Origin of the sequence: Paenibacillus sp. MER 180 (assembly GCF_023713665.1) — a bacterium.
In the GTDB taxonomy this organism is placed as follows: Bacteria; Bacillota; Bacilli; order Paenibacillales; family Paenibacillaceae; genus Paenibacillus_B; species Paenibacillus_B suaedae.
In genome coordinates, this window is sequence record NZ_JAMAVT010000001.1 from 404,038 (window position 1) to 421,555 (window position 17,518).

At 46.6% G+C, this 17,518-nt stretch carries 11 protein-coding genes and 1 riboswitch; of the genes, 1 reads left to right on the forward strand and 10 read right to left on the reverse strand.

Annotated elements, in window-relative coordinates; all coding sequences use genetic code 11:
• Positions 1–11 precede the first annotated feature (11 nt).
• The 10 genes from M3661_RS01680 to pyrH all read right to left on the reverse strand — a co-directional run bounded on the left by M3661_RS01680 (position 12) and on the right by pyrH (position 16,574).
• Entirely contained in the window at positions 12–686 is a 675-nt protein-coding gene (locus M3661_RS01680) for an ECF transporter S component (RefSeq protein WP_251482123.1), read from the reverse strand.
• Positions 687–709: 23 nt separating this feature from the next.
• Positions 710–2,383, reverse strand: a complete 1,674-nt coding sequence (locus tag M3661_RS01685; protein ID WP_251481667.1) for an ABC transporter ATP-binding protein — start codon at positions 2,381–2,383, stop codon at positions 710–712.
• Complete coding sequence (locus M3661_RS01690; RefSeq protein WP_251481670.1) at positions 2,356–3,243, reverse strand: energy-coupling factor transporter transmembrane component T; 888 nt, start codon at positions 3,241–3,243, stop codon at positions 2,356–2,358. Before M3661_RS01690 ends, M3661_RS01685 begins: the two co-directional genes overlap by 28 nt.
• Position 3,244: 1 nt before the next feature.
• On the reverse strand, positions 3,245–4,243 hold the full coding sequence (locus M3661_RS01695; protein ID WP_251481674.1) for a DUF4430 domain-containing protein: 999 nt from the start codon (positions 4,241–4,243) through the stop codon (positions 3,245–3,247).
• A 109-nt stretch (positions 4,244–4,352) separates the two neighbouring features.
• Entirely contained in the window at positions 4,353–9,767 is a 5,415-nt protein-coding gene (locus tag M3661_RS01700; protein WP_251481678.1) for a DUF4430 domain-containing protein, read from the reverse strand.
• Between the two features lie 159 nt (positions 9,768–9,926).
• Positions 9,927–10,119, reverse strand: a riboswitch (cobalamin riboswitch).
• A 133-nt stretch (positions 10,120–10,252) separates the two neighbouring features.
• Positions 10,253–11,350 (reverse strand): dual-specificity RNA methyltransferase RlmN, encoded by a 1,098-nt coding sequence (rlmN, locus tag M3661_RS01705; RefSeq protein ID WP_174809590.1) that lies wholly within the window; start codon positions 11,348–11,350, stop codon positions 10,253–10,255.
• Positions 11,351–11,664: 314 nt separating this feature from the next.
• Complete coding sequence (locus tag M3661_RS01710) at positions 11,665–12,705, reverse strand: hypothetical protein (protein ID WP_251481682.1); 1,041 nt, start codon at positions 12,703–12,705, stop codon at positions 11,665–11,667.
• Positions 12,706–12,734: 29 nt separating this feature from the next.
• On the reverse strand, positions 12,735–15,131 hold the full coding sequence (locus M3661_RS01715; protein ID WP_251481686.1) for a DUF4179 domain-containing protein: 2,397 nt from the start codon (positions 15,129–15,131) through the stop codon (positions 12,735–12,737).
• Positions 15,128–15,655 carry a sigma-70 family RNA polymerase sigma factor gene (locus tag M3661_RS01720; RefSeq protein ID WP_251481690.1) on the reverse strand — a complete coding sequence of 176 codons (528 nt, stop codon included), beginning with the start codon at positions 15,653–15,655 and terminating at the stop codon, positions 15,128–15,130. The genes M3661_RS01715 and M3661_RS01720 overlap by 4 nt, the downstream gene beginning before the upstream one ends.
• A gap of 181 nt (positions 15,656–15,836) precedes the next feature.
• The gene (gene pyrH / locus M3661_RS01725; protein WP_065291025.1) at positions 15,837–16,574 is read right to left on the reverse strand and encodes a UMP kinase; all 738 of its coding nucleotides are present in this window, start codon (positions 16,572–16,574) and stop codon (positions 15,837–15,839) included.
• A gap of 352 nt (positions 16,575–16,926) precedes the next feature.
• Here pyrH and M3661_RS01730 point away from each other — a divergent pair, with 352 nt between their 5' ends.
• Entirely contained in the window at positions 16,927–17,508 is a 582-nt protein-coding gene (locus tag M3661_RS01730) for a PadR family transcriptional regulator (RefSeq protein WP_251481695.1), read from the forward strand.
• Positions 17,509–17,518: the final 10 nt, after the last annotated feature.

Genomic DNA, 17,518 nt, shown 5'->3' on the forward strand with positions numbered 1-17,518 from the left:
CGCATGAATATTTACATATCCTCCAGTTTCCCGTCATTCGTTGTCAGCAATCCGTACTTTGTTTTCACCCGCAGCAGTATCTTGATCCAGATCGCTGAGAAAATCGAAATGAAAAATACATTCGACAGCGCATGTGCAAGATCAAAATAAAAGCTAGCAACATAAGCGGATGCGAATACCTTCCAGTTCAAATGATCATACATGCCAATCAGAAACCATAGATTCATAATCCAACCGAATAGGAATCCCCATGAGAATCCGAATATGTTCTTGCCCCACAAGCTCTTCATGAATCGTGTATTTCGCAGCAGGCCTGCCGTAAATCCAATCATCCCCCAACAGAACATCTGCCACGGTGTCCACGGCCCTTGCCCGAGGAACATATTCGACACGACTGCCGCGATACTGCCTACGAGGAACCCTACCTCTGGTCCAAATACGAGTGCAGACATCATAATGACGAAGGATGTCGGCTGCACGCTAGGCAGTGGCGCGAACGGCACGCGGCTCACAGCCGCAATGGCGCCAAGCATTGCAATCAGCAGAATCTCCTCTGCCTTCATCGACTTCCGCTCGAAGCGAATGAAGAACGGCAGCATCGCTAGCCCGATCATCATAAAGCTCAGGGGCAAGTAGTACTTGTCCCTCCATAACACAACTGCCATTACGACTACGGCAGCTGCCATACTTCCCGCGTAGATCGTGCGTTTTAATTTCCCCATTGTTCCCATACATCCTTCACCGTGATCGCTTCGGGCAGGACATCTCCCACTGTGCGATGAATCGTTGTTGTATAGAAGTAGTTGCTCTGCAAGAAGGAGCGTGTATCTTCAACTGCGGCCATGGCGCCATTGAATAACAAGCCGCATCTTGATGCATAGCTGGCCGCGAACTCGATATCATGACTGACCATGACAATTGTGGTACCCGCTGCGCGTATCATTTCAAGCAATTCAGCCAACCGGTGCTTGGAAATAGGATCGAGTCCCTTCGTCGGCTCATCCAGCAGCAGCAGCCTTGGTTCGGCCAACAAGACAAGCATGAGCGCTATTTTCTGCTGCTGCCCCCCGCTTATATCGAACGGATGCTTATCCATAATCGACTCAACTTCAAAGCGTTCTGCGAGTTCATTCAGCTTCTCGATGCTGCTATGCTCGCCTAACCGCCTTAGCCGATCCATCAATTGCTCCCTCACCGTGTCTCTAGTGAAATAGAGCATCGGATTCTGCGCGACATACCCGATCATCCGACTCCGCTCTACTGTAGACTTCCGCAGCAAGGACTTGCCCGCATACAAGATGTCTCCTCGTTGAGGCTTATGTGCACCCGCAATTTGCTGCAGCAAGGTGGACTTCCCAGATCCGTTGGCGCCAAGCAGGGCGAAGAATTCACCCTCTTGAATCGATAGAGACAATCGCTTCAGGACGAGGGGCGCATTTTTGCCATAGCTAAAATACAGCTCTTTGCATGTTAACAACGGCTCTACTTGCTGCCCACCAACCTTCACTGATTCAGACAGGCTCTTCCCAGCAGCTTGCCGTTGTTCTTGCTTGCCAGCAAGCCATCTTCTTCCCTCTTTCACACTCATAGGCACTGCTCGGGCATCACTGACTTTCTCTATTCCCAAATAAAGCTGACTGATAGATGGAAGATACGGCAAAAATAATGCATCTTCATCCTTCCATATTTGCTTCATCACCTGATCAGGAGTGCCAAGATATGCGATCTTCCCCTGATTCAGCATGACAAGCTGCGTCGCATGGGGAACAACTTCTTCAATTCGGTGCTCGCTGATTATAATCGTAAGGGAGAATTCTTCATTAATTCGGGAGAGCAATTGGATGAACTCTTTGGCTGCGATCGGATCAAGCTGAGCAGTAGGCTCATCCAGCAGCAGTACCCTCGGTCTTAATGTCATTACGGACGCCAAATTGACGAGCTGCTTTTGCCCGCCGGATAACTCATGTATCGGGAGATGGAGCCATTCCTCCATGCCAAAGAACTGTACGAGTTCCCCCACTCTTCGCTGCATTTGCGCGGTTGAATAGCCGAGATTCTCCATGCCAAAGGTCAATTCCTGCCACACCGTATTCATGACAATCTGATTGTCTGGATCTTGAAATACCATCCCGATTTCTTCAATGGATCGTCGCTCATCAAGCTGATCTAGAGCAGTTCCTCTATAATAAATACTGCCACTCCGATTGCCTTCCGGCCTTACTTCCCGTTTAAGCTGGCGAAGTAGTGTAGTTTTGCCTGATCCTGATGAGCCACACAACAGCACGAATTCTCCCTCTTCAATGATGATGGTGATATTATCAAGCGTTTTCTCTGAACAATTGGGATACTGAAAACTTACATCTTCGATCTGATAGTGCGCCATAACAGCTCTTCCTTTCCGTTCATTACGATCGGGATGAAGATAAATACCAAGTAACATGCTGCATGCAGCCATAGCTGTGGCGACCACTCCAACGACTGCAGCCGTGGATACACTTGGAACCGATTAACGCCGAATAAGCCGCCAATCACAATATTAGCTCCCGTCACGACCATGATCCATGATACAAGGACATCCCTACTATCCATCTTGTAGGATATTGCACTCGTTCTCTTCCCAACGCCATATCCTCTCGCACGCATAGAGCTAGCTGTTTGAAGCGCTTCTTCCAGCGACCAGCTAATTAATGTATGCAGGGTCTCCATGCCTTCGCGCATAAGGTGCTTCTTGCTGGCTTTTGGATGCAGGTAACCAAGAACACGTTGAACCGTCATAATCTGCTTCAGCCGTCTCGTCAGCAGCGGCACAAAACGGAGAGTTACCGTAATGATAAAGGCCGTTCGCGGGGCGATTGGCGTTAATAGATACAAAAATTTCTCTGGCGTGATAACGAGATTGTAAGCCACAAATGCCAGCAGTATATTCAGCAGTGATAATGCGAATAGAGCACCATATATAATCGATTCCAATGTAATCGGGCGGTCGAATACATACCATAGAATCGTAGCTCCACGACTAGAGAAGAAGGGATTGAGCAAGAAAATAATAATAGCCATAATCAAGTATCCCTTAATTCCCTTCTTGAGCGATCTCCCTCCATCCAAGGATAGATTCAATAGAATGATACTAAGTAAAGTAAGAACTGAATATACAGGATGCGTGAACATCATGCATGAGAGCAGCAGTACGGCAAAATAGGCGAAACATAATCGCGGATGTAATGTGGAGAAGCCGTGTATCATATTAGCTCTCCCCATCCCATAGTCCGTCGTCAGTACCCGCTCCTAAGTCCTTGCCTAGATCCTCCGTATACAGCCATTGAATATGGTCTCCAGGATGAATCGGCCATACGCCTGCGCTACGGTTCGGAAATTTACTATTAATGCTGTACATCCAGCCGCTCCCTGATCCCTTGTCGAACTCATATAAATTATCAATACCTTTTACATAAGCAGTTGCACCGGAACCGCTGAAGTCCATTTGAATCTTCTTAGCACGCGTCGCTTTTTTCAATACATCCATTACGGTTTCCGAATCGCCAATTTCGATTTCCTCTGTGCTCATGATCGTACCAACATCCGTGGATCCCACAATCGTAAGCTGCACGGTAGTAGTCTGTGGAGGCTTTGAATCTGGCTGAGAAGCAACTCCTTTGTTCGGTGTAGACTTTCCATCTTGCTTATTGCTGCCCTTGCTCTCCTTTTCGCCTGCATTCCCCTTGCTCTCTTTTGCAGAAGGAGACGTGCCAAAAGGTTTTTTATCCTTTGGAGTTACATCCGATTTCACAGAAGACTCCGTTGCTTTACTTACGATGCTTTTTCCCTGCGTTGTTTCAGTAACCTGATTTTTCTGTTGGCCTTCCTCCTTCGCCGATTCTTTACTTGTAGTAGACGGATCAGAGCGTGTGTCCTTGTGATCTGGGTTATCCGTGTCTCCTGTTTTGCTTCCTATGTCCTGCACTGTATCAGACTTGGGATCAGCTGTTGCTTGAGGCAACGATTCTGGATTCCCTTGATCCTGCTTCTGTTCGGATAGATTAGCAGTCTCACTTGCCAGATCCTTAGAGGCTTGGCTCGGGTGCTCTTGCTCTTGTGCCGTTGTATGACCAGCCAGCCTCTCATCCTTCGGCTGACTGCCATTTCCGCCATATATCCATACCGTGGCAATTACAATGGCCAGTACTGCCAGTCCAGCTAACCATTTCTGTTTGTTGCGCTTTATCCACGCAAACCATTCGGACATGTCCTCACCTCTATGCCATGCATACTCGTTAATGATGCAAGCTTGCTATCATGTAGTTCCGCTCATACGGAAAGAAGGAGATTGCTCTCCTTCTTTCTGATCGTGCAAATTATTGAATGCCGTGCAGTCTTACCATGACAACAGCAGCCATTTCCCTTGTCACATGAAGCTGTGGTTTAAAGTAACCGTCCTCACCCGACATCAGACCTGCTTGATAGGCATATTTGACGTAGGGCAATGCCCACTCAGCTACTTGCTGTTGATCTTTCGGTCCTGCCGATGAATCTGCATCCTTCGGAAGACCCTTCATTCGTACGAGCATAGCTGCCATCTCTTGTCTCGAAATCGCCTGGTTCGGTGCAAATTTATTTGCCGAAACACCCGAAATCAGACCTTTTTCTTTCGCAGTGGCAACATATCCTGCATACCAAGACGAAGCACTTACATCGGTAAATCCTGAATCTGTGCCTTGTGGCTGTAAACCAGCATATTTCACGATCAATGCCGCGAACTCAGCCCGACTTAATTCCCGCTTCGGTTCAAATTGGGATGCGTCCTTATCTTTACCCGTACCCTGCATAAACCCGAGTTCCGTTGCTTTATGGACTGCTTCTTTTGCCCAAGCAGAAATGGAGGCATCGTCTGTGTACGTTATTTTCTCATCCTTTGGCTTCTGCGTGCCCGTCGATGCGGCGTCCGTCATCACATACAGGCTTGTTCGATTCGTCAACACGCGATCATAGGCTGTCAGCGCAAGCAATGCTTGCTGTGTTGCCATATAATTGCTCGCTTCGCCTCGTGAATGCGCAAATCCGCCGTCTGTATTGAAATACGTACGCAGTGCTTTCAGCAAATCCCCATCCTTCTTCACGAATCGCTTGTCTTCCAAGTCAATTCCAAGACCGGACAGCGCAATAATCACCTGCGAGATGCTCTCACTCGTTTCAACACCCCATGCTTTAAATCCGCCGTTAGCGAGTTGTTGCGAAGACAACCAAGACAATGCCTTATCTGTGGCTGCTTTGATCTCTTTGCGATCTTGATATTTCGCCAATGCCTGCAATGACATAGCAGTCATATCGATGTCGCTCACAGCATTAGACTCTTTGCTAAGCGGGAACCCGCCGTCTGAATTTTGTTGAGCAAGTAATTGCTGAATCAGCTTATCCCTTGTCCAGAGTGCATCGTTTGGAACGACTGTTTTGTTCGCATCCAAGGCTAATAAAGCAAACACAAGACCGTTCGTACCTTGATTTGTCATGCGCCCATTATTATAGATTTTCTCTAAGAGGTTGAAGCCTGCTATATTACTTGGATCCTTGCCGATTGCCGTAACAGCCAAAGCCATGCGTTCATAGTCAGTAACTAATCGGAATTCTCCTTTTTTCTCTTTTACATAGTTTTCTAGAATCGCGTAATACGTAGAAGGAACTTGCTTACCTGAACGAGCCAGCGCCATGACGTCCCAATCATTAAAGTTGTCTTGAACGGTGAATTTGCGGTTGCTTAGTATCCATGCTGAAGCACCGTCAATAAGGCTCTTAAGCTTAGCAGACTCTTCTACCTGCTTCGGTGTAAGCGCGCCACCGCCCGTTCCTGCCCCCCCTGGGTGAACTGGCAATCCAGGTTTTCCTGGGGTTTCCTTGTTTCCTTCGAATTTATTACCAACATCTTCTCCTAAATTTGTCGTGTACTGCCAACGAAGGACATCGCCATTCTTCAAGTTGTAGATTCCCGCACTATAGTTCGGGAACTTACCGTTGACGGAGTACATCCAACCACTCAAGCTCCCATTATCGAACTCTGCCAACCCATCGATTGCCTGAATATAGAGGTTAGCCCCTGAGCCGGTGGATTCAATGGAAATTCCTCGTTTCTCAGCAATGCGTTCAAGCGCTGTATACGCTGTATCTCCATCCTGCAGTTCGACGCGAACCGGTGCAATGATATCCCCTTTGCCTACGGTACGCTTTTCAACTGATAGCGTGATTGTATTAGTGGCTGGAGGGACTACGACGCCACCATTGCCCGCATCATCTTTGACTTTAGAGCGATAAGTTACGAACTCAGTAAAGTGCGTCGTTTTAACAATTAAATGTCCGTCTTGAACGTATGAATAAACCTCGTCTTTTCGTGCCGATGAATCATTATATTTCGGAATAGGAGCAAACGCCCCACTTGCATTAACAAATCCAGCTTCTTGATTTGCCTGACCCTTAAAGGTAAGAGTGACATGCTGACTGAATTGAATATGCTGATCACCGCCGACTTTTACACGGGAATCAATTTGAGAAGTCTCTTTGTTTTTCAATGAAAGTTCAGCATTTATTTTGGCTAGTAACGCACTCTCGTTCGTCTCCAAACTCCGCGGCATTTCCAATTCATTATTCCAAGGAGAAGTAACTTCAGTACCGCTATCAATATTCAAGTTGGCAATTGTATGATTCGCGAGAATTTTAGGAAGTTCTGCCGCTCTGAATTCCAATGACAACTTTTGTGAAGAGAGCATCTCCTGCTCCGTCCCCAAGAGAACTTCCTTCGTGTGTTCATCTAACTTTATATGAGAATCTCCTGTTGGTAAGGCACCAATATCAAGCCCTAAATTACAGGTGTAACTCCACTGAAGGACATCCCCATCAACCAGCTTATGCTTGTCTGCACTGTGAGCATAGAACTTTTGGTTAACGGAGTACATCCACCCACTGTTAGGTCCTTTATCGAACTCACCTAAGTCAGCAATAGACTGTACATAAAGTGATTCCCCTGATCCTACGTATTGTAAAGGTACCCCTGTCACATCTAACAATCTTTTCAATACGGTAAATGCTGTATCATCCTTGAATAGGGGTACAGAAATAGGACTAATAATCTCCCCTTCCCCAATAGAACGTTTCTCTACAGAAATTGTTACCGCGCCAGTTACCAGTGGATCAACGACTCCTCCTCCATTGCCGTTATCTCCGCCAGGCGTATCCTTTATTTTTGCGATATATGCTAGAAACTCACCGAATTGCTTCGTCTTAATGACTAGGTCGCCTACACTATTGGCATAGGAATAGAACTCATCATGTCTAACGGATTCATCAGTGTATTTAGGTATGATTACGATTGTTCCGTTCGCTTCCATGAGTGCTGCTTCTTTATTGCCTTGCCCCTTCAAAGTAAGAGTTGCATGCTTATCAACATGAATATCTTGATCTCCGCCAACCTTAACACGGGAATCAATTCCTGTTGCCTCTTTATTATAAGTGGACAAGCCTCCATTCAGCCCGGAAAGTAAAATATCATCACTTCCACTTAAAATTCTAGGCAATTCCAGCTTTCGATCCCATGAAGAAATTACAAATGTGTTCGGTTCAATTTCTAAATATGTACTGCTTGTAACGGAAGCTACATGGGGCAGCTCATCTTTCGAAAATACAAGTGTTACTTTGTTTTCTGAAAGAGGTTCCTGTTCCGATCCCACACTTACATTTGTTTCATTCTCACCGACTACAATTGTCTTGTCCCCAGATGGATTAGGATCGGGTACCGAGCCAATATCCTTGCCCATATCGGTTGTGTACTGCCAGCGAAGAACGTCCCCACCCTTCAATGTATATATCCCCGCGCTATAATTCGGGAATGCTCCATTCACGGAATACATCCAGCCGCTTAACGGTCCCTTATCAAATTCCCAAAGTGGATCGATGCCTTTGATATAAACCGATTTGCCTGAACCACTGTAGTCAAAGTCAATGTTTCGATCATCGAGCTCTCTTTTTAAAGCTGTGAAGGCTGTATCTCCTTCATACAATGGTATTGTTACTGGTGCAAGGATATCCCCTTGACCAACGGATCTTATTTCAACGGACAATGTCGCTGTTCCAATCGATTTAGGCAATTCCAAGCTAACTGCCAATCCATTGCTTTCCTCTTGTCCCGTTACGGCAGCTCCAAGAGCTTGAACCGTAAGTCCGCCAGTAACAGCACGGCCTTCAAAAACGAGCTTTGCTTTTTGACTATTAAGAAGTGAGATTGTTTTTAGTTTCAGTTCAGTCGTTCCTGGCTTTACTAGCCAACTGTCAATCTGCGACGCTTGAGGCGTAAATGAATCTCCCGCAAGCTGTACTTCGACCGTTGGATTTACAGCGCCCTGTTGAATAGAAGAGACTGTAGAAATCATCGGCTGACGACCATAATAGAAATAGAGGTCATCGCCATTTTTTATCTCATATGCACCTGCTCCTACAGAAGGAGCACTTCCATTCACTTTGTATTTCCAACCATCGCTACCGCCAAGTTTCCCTTCATTTTGACCAGCAACGGATGTTAGTCTTGCTTGATCCCCATTCCCCAAAGTAAGGTAGGGAATTGATGGATTGGCTTGATCCAGCGCTAGCTTTAGTGCATCCAATGCGGTGAGCTTTTTGTTGTTTGCATCCAAGGAAATTTGGTTAGGTTGATAAATGAAATCGTCAATCCCTTTGACACTAACCTGCACATTAACATGTGATTGATCCGATGGAAGCTTCACTTCCGCGAGGCGACTCCATACCGATTTTCCATGCTTGATGTCGAGCAACGCAACAAGAGCCTGCTCGGTAGCCATCCTATTTGCAGAAGAATCTGTTAATTTCCATTTGAACGATCCATCATTTTGTTGGAAGCGTGCATACGCATCGATAACTGTTCCGTTAGGCTCTTTCCACTTTGCTGACAAGACATCGTCGCCTGCAGCAACCAATCCCGATACGGATGTAGATAAGCTATTGGAATTATCTCCGGATCCCCATGTACCAACGGAATCAAACCCTCCATTGTCCAATTGGCGTTTTTTCAACAATTCCTTAGCTCGTTCAATTGCCGCATCTACCGCGCTCTGTCCTTGGTATTGACCGAGTGCAAGCAGCGCCATACCAGTAATGTCAGTATCTCCTGAGCTGCCGGTAGCTGACAGTCCATAACCTCCGTCTGCGTACTGTGCTTTAAGCAGATAATCGAGCGCTTTTTGCTTGGATGCGGCATTCCATGACCCCATATCCTGACCAAGCTTCTCACCGGCGCTTAAGGCAAGCATTGCCCAAATGTGTTTATTAACTCCACCGATAGCACCCGTTGCTGGATCTTGCTGTGCTGCCAGCTCCGCCCACAGATTCCGGTTCGTTTCCCAAGCGTGAGCCGGATTCTTTCCTAATGCAAGCAAGCCATAAATATATCGAATATGATCGGTGCCTCCTGCATTTGGTCGAAGTCTTGGCTCTTTTGTTTCCCATGTAGGTAATCTCCAAGTTCCATCATGCAAATCTTGACCCGCACTCCACAGAGCAACAAGCTCCCACCATGAATCACTTACAGCATCTTGATTAGAAGCATCCTTATAATAGTCCTTATAGTATTGAACCGTATGTTCAATCATGTTATTTAACTGAGTATTGCCCTGCCCGCTCGCCGCTCTTATGACTTGTGGCTGTACAAGAGATAACAACAATACGATACTTAGTAATGCAGACAAGCTCTTCTTCAACATTCTGTTCGTAATCATCTTCAATGTCTGATCTCCTTAATATGTCGATATGAAGGCAATAAAAAAACACCTTTCCATGTTAGAAAGATGTTAGGTAACCACTTCGATGCAGCTAAATACACTAGTAATCTCCTACTAGCAGCACGAATAAACATCCCCCTCCCATCCTCGTGAGAAATATAGAGCACTTATATGGCAGGTCTCCTGGCTTCGCATCATCGCTCGACAATCTACCTTCCCGTTAGCTCAGTTAACAGTGGATAAAAGCCTTGATTGTCAGCTCTGCGTTACAGTGGCGGGACCGCGTCGAACTCGCATCGACTTCCCTATTAAGCTGAGCATGCACAGCACCATATAAACTATTTCTATGTAATTGCGATAAGAATACGTGGTTTTATTGTAGCAAAATTTAGCATGACGGACAAAGAACTTTCTCATAGACAGCACGAAAAAAAGCGACCTACCCATTGGTAGGTACGCTTTTTGTAAACTACAAAATATTTTTAGCTCATAGCTGCCTGATCGGCACCAGCACCGCTTTCTTTCTTAATCTGCTTGCTGCGAAGCTGGCCACAAGCAGCATCAATGTCTGTGCCATGCTCCAACCGCACGCTGCAGCTAATGTTATGTTTCTTCATGACATCATAGAAGCCACGAATCGACTCCTGCTCGCTGCGCTGATACTGGCTGTGCTCATCAACTGGATTGTACGGAATTAAGTTCACATTGACCTCGTCCTGCATCTTCCATTCTTGAATCAGCTGCACCAACTCAAGTGCGTGCTCCTGCTGATCGTTCACGTCCTTCAGCAAAATATATTCCAGCGTCACCCGTTGGTTCGTCGTGTTGATGAAGTACCGAATCGCCTCCATCACCTTCGCAATCGGAATCGCGCGGTTAATTTTCATAATGCGCGTGCGCAGCTCATCATTCGGCGCATGCAAGGAAAGTGCCAAGTTCACCCGCAGATTAATATCTGCAAAGTCTTTGATCTTATTCGCCAAGCCGCTTGTTGATACCGTAATTCGTCTCGCTCCAATTGCCAGACCTTTGTGGTCAGTAACAACCCGCAAGAAATCAACGATATTCTCAAAGTTATCGAATGGCTCTCCGATACCCATCACGACGATATGGCTGACCAGATCACCCTCACCCACTGCATCCAAATGGTGCTGAACCTTCATGATCTGCTCCACAATCTCGCCGCTCGACAAGTCGCGGCTCTTCGCCAGCAGTCCGCTCGCACAGAAGCTGCAGCCGATGTTGCAGCCAACCTGAGTCGTCACACATACCGACAGCCCGAATTTGTGTCTCATCAACACCGTCTCAATCAAGTTGCCATCCTGCAGCTTGAACAAGAACTTGATTGTGCCGTCAGCCGATTGCTGCTTCACATGCTCGTTAAGCGTATGAATAACGAAGTGTTCGGACAGCAGTGCTACGCTGGCTTCATTTACTTCTGTCATATCAGCGAAATCCTTGACCCGCTTGCGATATAGATAATCCCACACTTGGGATGCCCGTGACTTCTTATGCCCCCGCTCCTCTAACCAAGCGGCCAACTGATCCAATGTTAATCCATAGATGGATTGCTTATTCATCTAGTGCCCTCTTTTCAACACGTCAAAATTCTGTCTTACTTGCTTATAAATGCTCTACCTACAAGTGTCATTCCTTCTATAAATCACTGAACTTCCTCTATAATCTGATTATTATTGTCCCAGAACTTCTGAAATATAACAAGAGTCTTTCCCGTTATAGTCAATAAGTGATTGTTTTCATAAGGGATGTCGAATGCCATCAGATATAATTAGCTTAAATGGAAAAGGGGCGCCAGTTGCGGCGCCCTCTCTTCTATTATTTAGAACCCATAATTATATATAACATAACCATTCTGCTCTCTATATTATTTATTCTACTTTCGTTCCATGCGAACGAGATTGCCGAAGTTATCGAACTTGGCTACGATAGACGCATTACCTTTTCTGCTAAACGTGTAGTCGCCCCAGTCCTTATTAACCTTCACCTCGTAGGAAGATAAGTCTACGCCCCACAATTTCTTCGCGATAGGCTTAGCGATCGCAACACCTTGCTCTTTTGTCAATGATTTGCGCTTCTGATTATCCGTTGTAGGCTTAACATTTATGGATATAAGCTTGCCCGTTTTTGCTTCAATTGTGGCAGCAGCCTCGACCACGAACGCCCGGTTATTCTCGTCTATCATCACAGCCCCATTTTTCCTGAAATCACCTTTAACCTCTATTTTCCTTGCTAGCTTCCATTCTTCTCTTCCTTCATATTTTTCGTATTCAATGTTCGTAAATGGTTGAACCTTATCGATTCCCATACTTTTTACAGCCTGCTCTGCCACGCTTATGATTTTGCGCTCCACATCCGCTGCCTTGTATGTAAAGCGGAAATTTAATGGCTTATTTGTCTTTGTATCGATTTGAACGAATTGATTGTCTTTCGCTCCGAAAGTCATCGATTCTGTTTTATTGTCTGCGATATTGTTCTGGAAAAAGTGAGCTTCCGTAAAGACCAGCTCCGCATTTTTGCGAAATTGCTCCGCTGCTGACTGTGCTGCCTTCAGGTACGATGCGTACTCATCAGTTACCTCATCCATTTTGAAGCTCAGCGATATGGTAAGTACCTTGCCGGAAACTGCATCGACCGATACAACGGCACTCCGATCCTTGGATTGGATGATCCAATTCTCTTTTTTCTTTTTATCTACAAAATAACTATCCTTGAACGCTTCCTCCAATTGAAATGCTTTTCCGTTTCCGTATTGCTCAATCGCCTTCTCAGCCGACTCTGTCAACTTTTGATCTACATCGCTATACTGAACAATTCCCGTCCCTCCGTTATTCCCGCCGGCCTGTTCCGCCATAGCCGGAGTTGCAGCGAACAAGCTGCATACGAGTGAAAGCGCCAATAATGTATTCATTTTCATTGAAAAATACCCTCCTCGTATAAGTCCGTTTAATCTTGTATTCCCTCAATCGGAATCAGCTCCAACTTCCAGAACTCACCCTTTGCATTGACGGTTCCTTTCATCGTCATCGTACCTTTTTTCGTGAATGTATATTCATTGAGCTTGACGCTCACATCGTAGCCTTCCATATCGATGCCGAATACCTGCTTAACGGTCGAAATGACCTTACTGATAGCCTGTTCTGGCGCATAAAGCAAAGTTGCGTATTTCTTCCGTGCAGCTTGCTCATCGCCAGGATAATCATCTTTATAGCTTTGCTGAACCGACCAGACTCGGCTCGTCCGTACCCCCACTCTGGCAAAGAGATTCCTATCACGTCCAATCTCCCATACATGTTCCGTTGGAGTCATTCTCTGCATCATGGTTGTGGATCGCAATGCCTTGCCTTCCGCAAAAAGTGGATACGCCTTCTCCGCTGCAGCCTTGGCCTTTTCATTGAAGCTTCCATTTTCATACCGCAGTTCTGCCGCCTCCACCTGGCCCGTTACCGCATCAATCGTAATGGAAGCTTGGTCATTATGGAACGACCAGCTATTAAGTTCCTTAGATCTCACACGGACAGCCTTCGCGAATGCGATCGGTTGTTCAGGCTTCATTTGCCGCAAGGTATCTTCAACCGTCTGACGCAGTTTGTCATTCAATTCATGGTATGGAACGGCACGTTGTACAGTAATGGGCTCTGCCGCTTCTTTGAGCATTATGACAAAACTCTCGCCGTTATCCTTGGCATATAGGAACCACCGATCGCTGTAATCTGCGACGCCATACAGTTCGGCTGGCTTGTTTGGAGCGAGATCATGCATTGCCTGTTCCGCCTTGCTTACGATTTCAGGCTTTAACTCCGCTACTGTCATCTCATATATCGGTTCATCGTAACCTGGAGGGAGCGGTTCAGCCGACGGCACGAGCGGAATGCTCCAACTGATTGGTGTCTTCTTCGTCCAACTTTCCAAGGATACGTTCAGGCTGCCAGGGATCTCAGACTGACCTTCGAAAAAGAACAGCGTACGATTGCGATACTTTCCTTGCGAATCCTGCTCCAGTTCTGTCGCCGACTCCGCTCTAATTTCCTTCCCCTGCTTGTCCATCATGCGCCATTCCAGATCTAGCGTGTCAGAACCAAGCTGCTGTTCAGCCTCCAGTATCCACCCCTTGCCTTGAAAGGCTTTGTAGCCGTCCTTCATCTGCTCAGGGACTTCTTCTGTCTTCATTCGTGCCTTGAAAACAATGCTCTTCCCCTTCACCTCCTTCCTTAACGGCTCCTTCATCAACGCCGCTGGATCGAGTGCTATAGAATCCCCTTTAGAGAATCGTTCCTGTGTATAGATTGCTGTCATTTCCAAGGTCAAATCCTTTGTCTCCTCAAAAGGAACGAACGCATGGCGGTACCTCATATGCCCCAACGTTCCTTGACCATGCAAGGACTGTTGAAGAACATTCTTATTTCCGATGGCTAATTCTCTGCGCACCAAACCATCATATGCAGCCACTATATCTCCTTTCCCATCTTTAATTTCATACCGGAACATTGGATCTGTTTTCTGAACGCTTCTCCATGCCTGTGTCTCATTGACTTGCAGCAATAGCTCTGATTTACTTGGCCCATGACGAAGCTGGTTAACATCTACGCTGAACCCCATCTGTGATTCATATCGCTTGTTAAGTGGCACGATAGTTGTAGAAGCCTTCGCCTTCATCAGATCAATAGGTACGTCCAAGTGCCATTTCCCCCGCGTCTTGCCGATCTGATTGATATCGAAGCGCACCGTAATCTGGTTTGGCAGATCTGACATATCTGAAATCTCTTGGCCGGGCACAAGATCGTCTAGCGATAGGATTAGAATTCGATCGTTCCCTGCATGGGTCTGCTGCAACCGAAGCGGAAGCACCTTCCCCTCGCTGTCCACGATCTCGTATCGGTTCACGTACGGATCATCTTCGGATCCGTTCGGGATGAACGTATCGAACAGCCGATCCGAATCCATGGACTTCCCGCCCTGTTCGATGCCGTACAGAATTGAAATGCGCAATACATCGTGAATCGCTTCTTTCACCTTCAACGTAATTCCCTGATCGGTTACTTGCTTGTTGATCGGCACCGCAAACCCCTCGTCCGCCGCCTTCTTCAAGCCTTCATCCGTTTTGTTCAACGAGAACCATGATTTCACGACTTCAGCAAATGTAGGAGAGGTAGCTGCACCCAGCGCGACGGCCAGAACAAGTCCTGCAGCGGTGATTCCCGCCACCTTCGCAATCTTCATGACGCCGCCCGTTTGCCGAAGCTCTCGCTTCGCTTGCCGCACACCCATGATGCTTCGCTCGCGCAGCTCCTCTGGTATATCGATTTTCTCTATTTCCTCTATAATTCGATTGCGCTGGCTCATGAGATTTCACCTCTCTTCAAACTCTTCCGAAGCTTGCCCAATCCCCGGTATAGTATCGTTTTCGCGGAACCCAAGGGAAGCTCCAGCATGTCCGAGATGTCCTGGAACGTATACCCCTGATAAAACTTGAGCAGGATGACGCTCTTCTCTTGGCCATCCAATTCGTCGAGCAACTCCTGCAAAGTTACGGCCAAGGGAATATCCTCCTCGCAGGAGCTTTCTATTTGCTGCTCGGCATACTCGGGCGAAAACGGAATGATTTTATTGCGCTGCTTCAATATATAAAGAGAGCGATTAATCGCGATTTTGAGAATCCACGTTTTAAAATACTGCGGCTCCCGCAGGCTGCCGATCGATTTAAAAGCTTGATACGCAGTTTCTTGTACGATGTCGAGCGCATCCTCCTTATTCTTCACGTACATGTAAGCCATTCGATAGATGGCTTCCTCGTGCTGCTGGAATAGCTCCAGGAATGCCTTGTCGCTTCCCTTCTGCGCTTTCTTCACGAGCTTATGTATATCCATGTGGCATCGTTATCTCCCTTCCCTCTCATATCATTAGAGCACGGAAGAGAAATTTTGGCTTTGAATGAATAAAAAAAAGCCATCCCATAGGATGACTTAAAGCAGCTATAACGGACGAGAATCCAGTTATAACGCGGTTCTCTACTTAAAAAGGATTCACGCTTGTGGATCCTTGTCTGTATTAATCAAACTGTAGAATTGATTCTTCGCTAATTAATGTGCCATTGTTTTGCCCTTCACATATGTCGCGCATCGTCCCCGGTCGATCGAAGTTGAACACATGGATGGGCAGACGGAAGTCCCTTGCCAAAATAAATGCGGATTGATCCATCACCCTCAAATTATGCTGGATCACATCGTTATAATGGAGAGAAGCGAATTTCCTCGCATCCTTGTTCGTTCTCGGATCCGCCTCAAGCACACCGTCAACGCCTTGCTTCGCCACGAGCAGAGCGTCGCAATTCACCTCGATTGCCCGCTGTACGGAGGGATAATCGGTAGTGACGTACGGCTGGCCGTTGCCCCCGGCAAATATGACGATATACCCCTTCTCCAAATGGTGAATCGCTCGCAAGCGAATATACGGCTCCGCAACAGAAGTAACCGGCACGGCGGTCATGACGCGAACCTCCTTATCGGTCTTCGCCTTCAGTACGCCTCGCAGCATAAGACTGTTGATTACGGTCGCCAACGTCCCGATATTATCGGCCTCTGCGCGCTCAATCCCCCAACTTTCCGCCATATTTCCACGAAATATATTTCCTCCCCCAATGACGATCGACACCTCGACACCCAGCTCCACGACGGACATCACTTCACTAGCAATATGCTCTAGTCTGTCAGGAGCAAAGCCGAATTCACTGCTTCCTGCAACAGCACCGCCGCTAAGTTTAATCATAACTCGCTTGTATCTCGTCATCCCCACACCTCCGTAGAAATTGGCAAAATAAAAAAAACACTAAAGCAGCGAATGCCTTAGTGTTCTTATGGGATGGAAATATGAAATTGAACTCGCGAATGAACGGTTCGTCTTCGGCTTCCAATTCATACTCCCACTCCTTATCATCGTGATTTCCATCTATTGTAAACACTCTGCATGGAAAAATCAACATGATCTAGATCACACGATCATTGCTCCCTCCATCATAAGAGCGCAAAAAGATCCTCTGAATTTATTTCCATAACCCCCCTTTACAATGATTGGAAAGTCGTGCTATCTTATAATCAACAATGAATACTCAACGTTGACTATTGAAAAAGGAGATCATGACATGACCCGCTTAATGGTACTCGGATTATTGATGATGAGATCGATGTCCGGCTATGAAATTCAATCGTTTTTGCAGCAGTCGAGGACTGACCAGTGGGCGGGAATCCTCCCTGGCTCCATTTATCATGCGCTAAAGAAAATGGAGGGCGAAGCTCTCGTTCACGTGGAAAATGTAGAACAGACAGGGAATCGCACAAAAGCCACGTACGGCATTACCCCAGAAGGCAGAACGGAATTCCTTCGCTTGCTAAAGGAGTCATTCGCACTATCTTCCGTTCAACTGCCAACCACGCTGTATACAGCGGTTTCCTTCCTGCACTTATTGCCTAAAGAGGAAACGACTACAGCCATTGACGCGCAGATTCAGCTACTGAAGCAGGAGCTAGCTGATATGAAGGCCGGCCAAGTCGAGAAGGAGAAGGCGGCTTCGATTCAAGAATACATCTTGCTAACGTTCGAAAATATGTATGAGCATTACGAAGTTCAGCTGCGGTTCCTCCGAAAATTGCGAGAAAGCGTAGAGCGAATGCCCATAGATCCCGCCTCCGATTCTCTAACAAAGGAAACTCCAAGTAAGTTCTAATGGCAAAGAA

What these genes read in the sequence shown, in the direction of transcription:
- M3661_RS01680 (WP_251482123.1), bottom strand. Translation starts at nt 686, where the DNA reads ATGGCAGCTGCCGTAGTCGTAATGGCAGTTGTGTTATGGAGGGACAAG.
- M3661_RS01685 (WP_251481667.1), bottom strand. Translation starts at nt 2,383, where the DNA reads ATGGCGCACTATCAGATCGAAGATGTAAGTTTTCAGTATCCCAATTGT.
- M3661_RS01690 (WP_251481670.1), bottom strand. Translation starts at nt 3,243, where the DNA reads ATGATACACGGCTTCTCCACATTACATCCGCGATTATGTTTCGCCTAT.
- M3661_RS01695 (WP_251481674.1), bottom strand. Translation starts at nt 4,243, where the DNA reads ATGTCCGAATGGTTTGCGTGGATAAAGCGCAACAAACAGAAATGGTTA.
- M3661_RS01700 (WP_251481678.1), bottom strand. Translation starts at nt 9,767, where the DNA reads ATGATTACGAACAGAATGTTGAAGAAGAGCTTGTCTGCATTACTAAGT.
- rlmN (WP_174809590.1), bottom strand. Translation starts at nt 11,350, where the DNA reads ATGAATAAGCAATCCATCTATGGATTAACATTGGATCAGTTGGCCGCT.
- M3661_RS01710 (WP_251481682.1), bottom strand. Translation starts at nt 12,705, where the DNA reads ATGAAAATGAATACATTATTGGCGCTTTCACTCGTATGCAGCTTGTTC.
- M3661_RS01715 (WP_251481686.1), bottom strand. Translation starts at nt 15,131, where the DNA reads ATGAGCCAGCGCAATCGAATTATAGAGGAAATAGAGAAAATCGATATA.
- M3661_RS01720 (WP_251481690.1), bottom strand. Translation starts at nt 15,655, where the DNA reads ATGGATATACATAAGCTCGTGAAGAAAGCGCAGAAGGGAAGCGACAAG.
- pyrH (WP_065291025.1), bottom strand. Translation starts at nt 16,574, where the DNA reads ATGACGAGATACAAGCGAGTTATGATTAAACTTAGCGGCGGTGCTGTT.
- M3661_RS01730 (WP_251481695.1), top strand. Translation starts at nt 16,927, where the DNA reads ATGACCCGCTTAATGGTACTCGGATTATTGATGATGAGATCGATGTCC.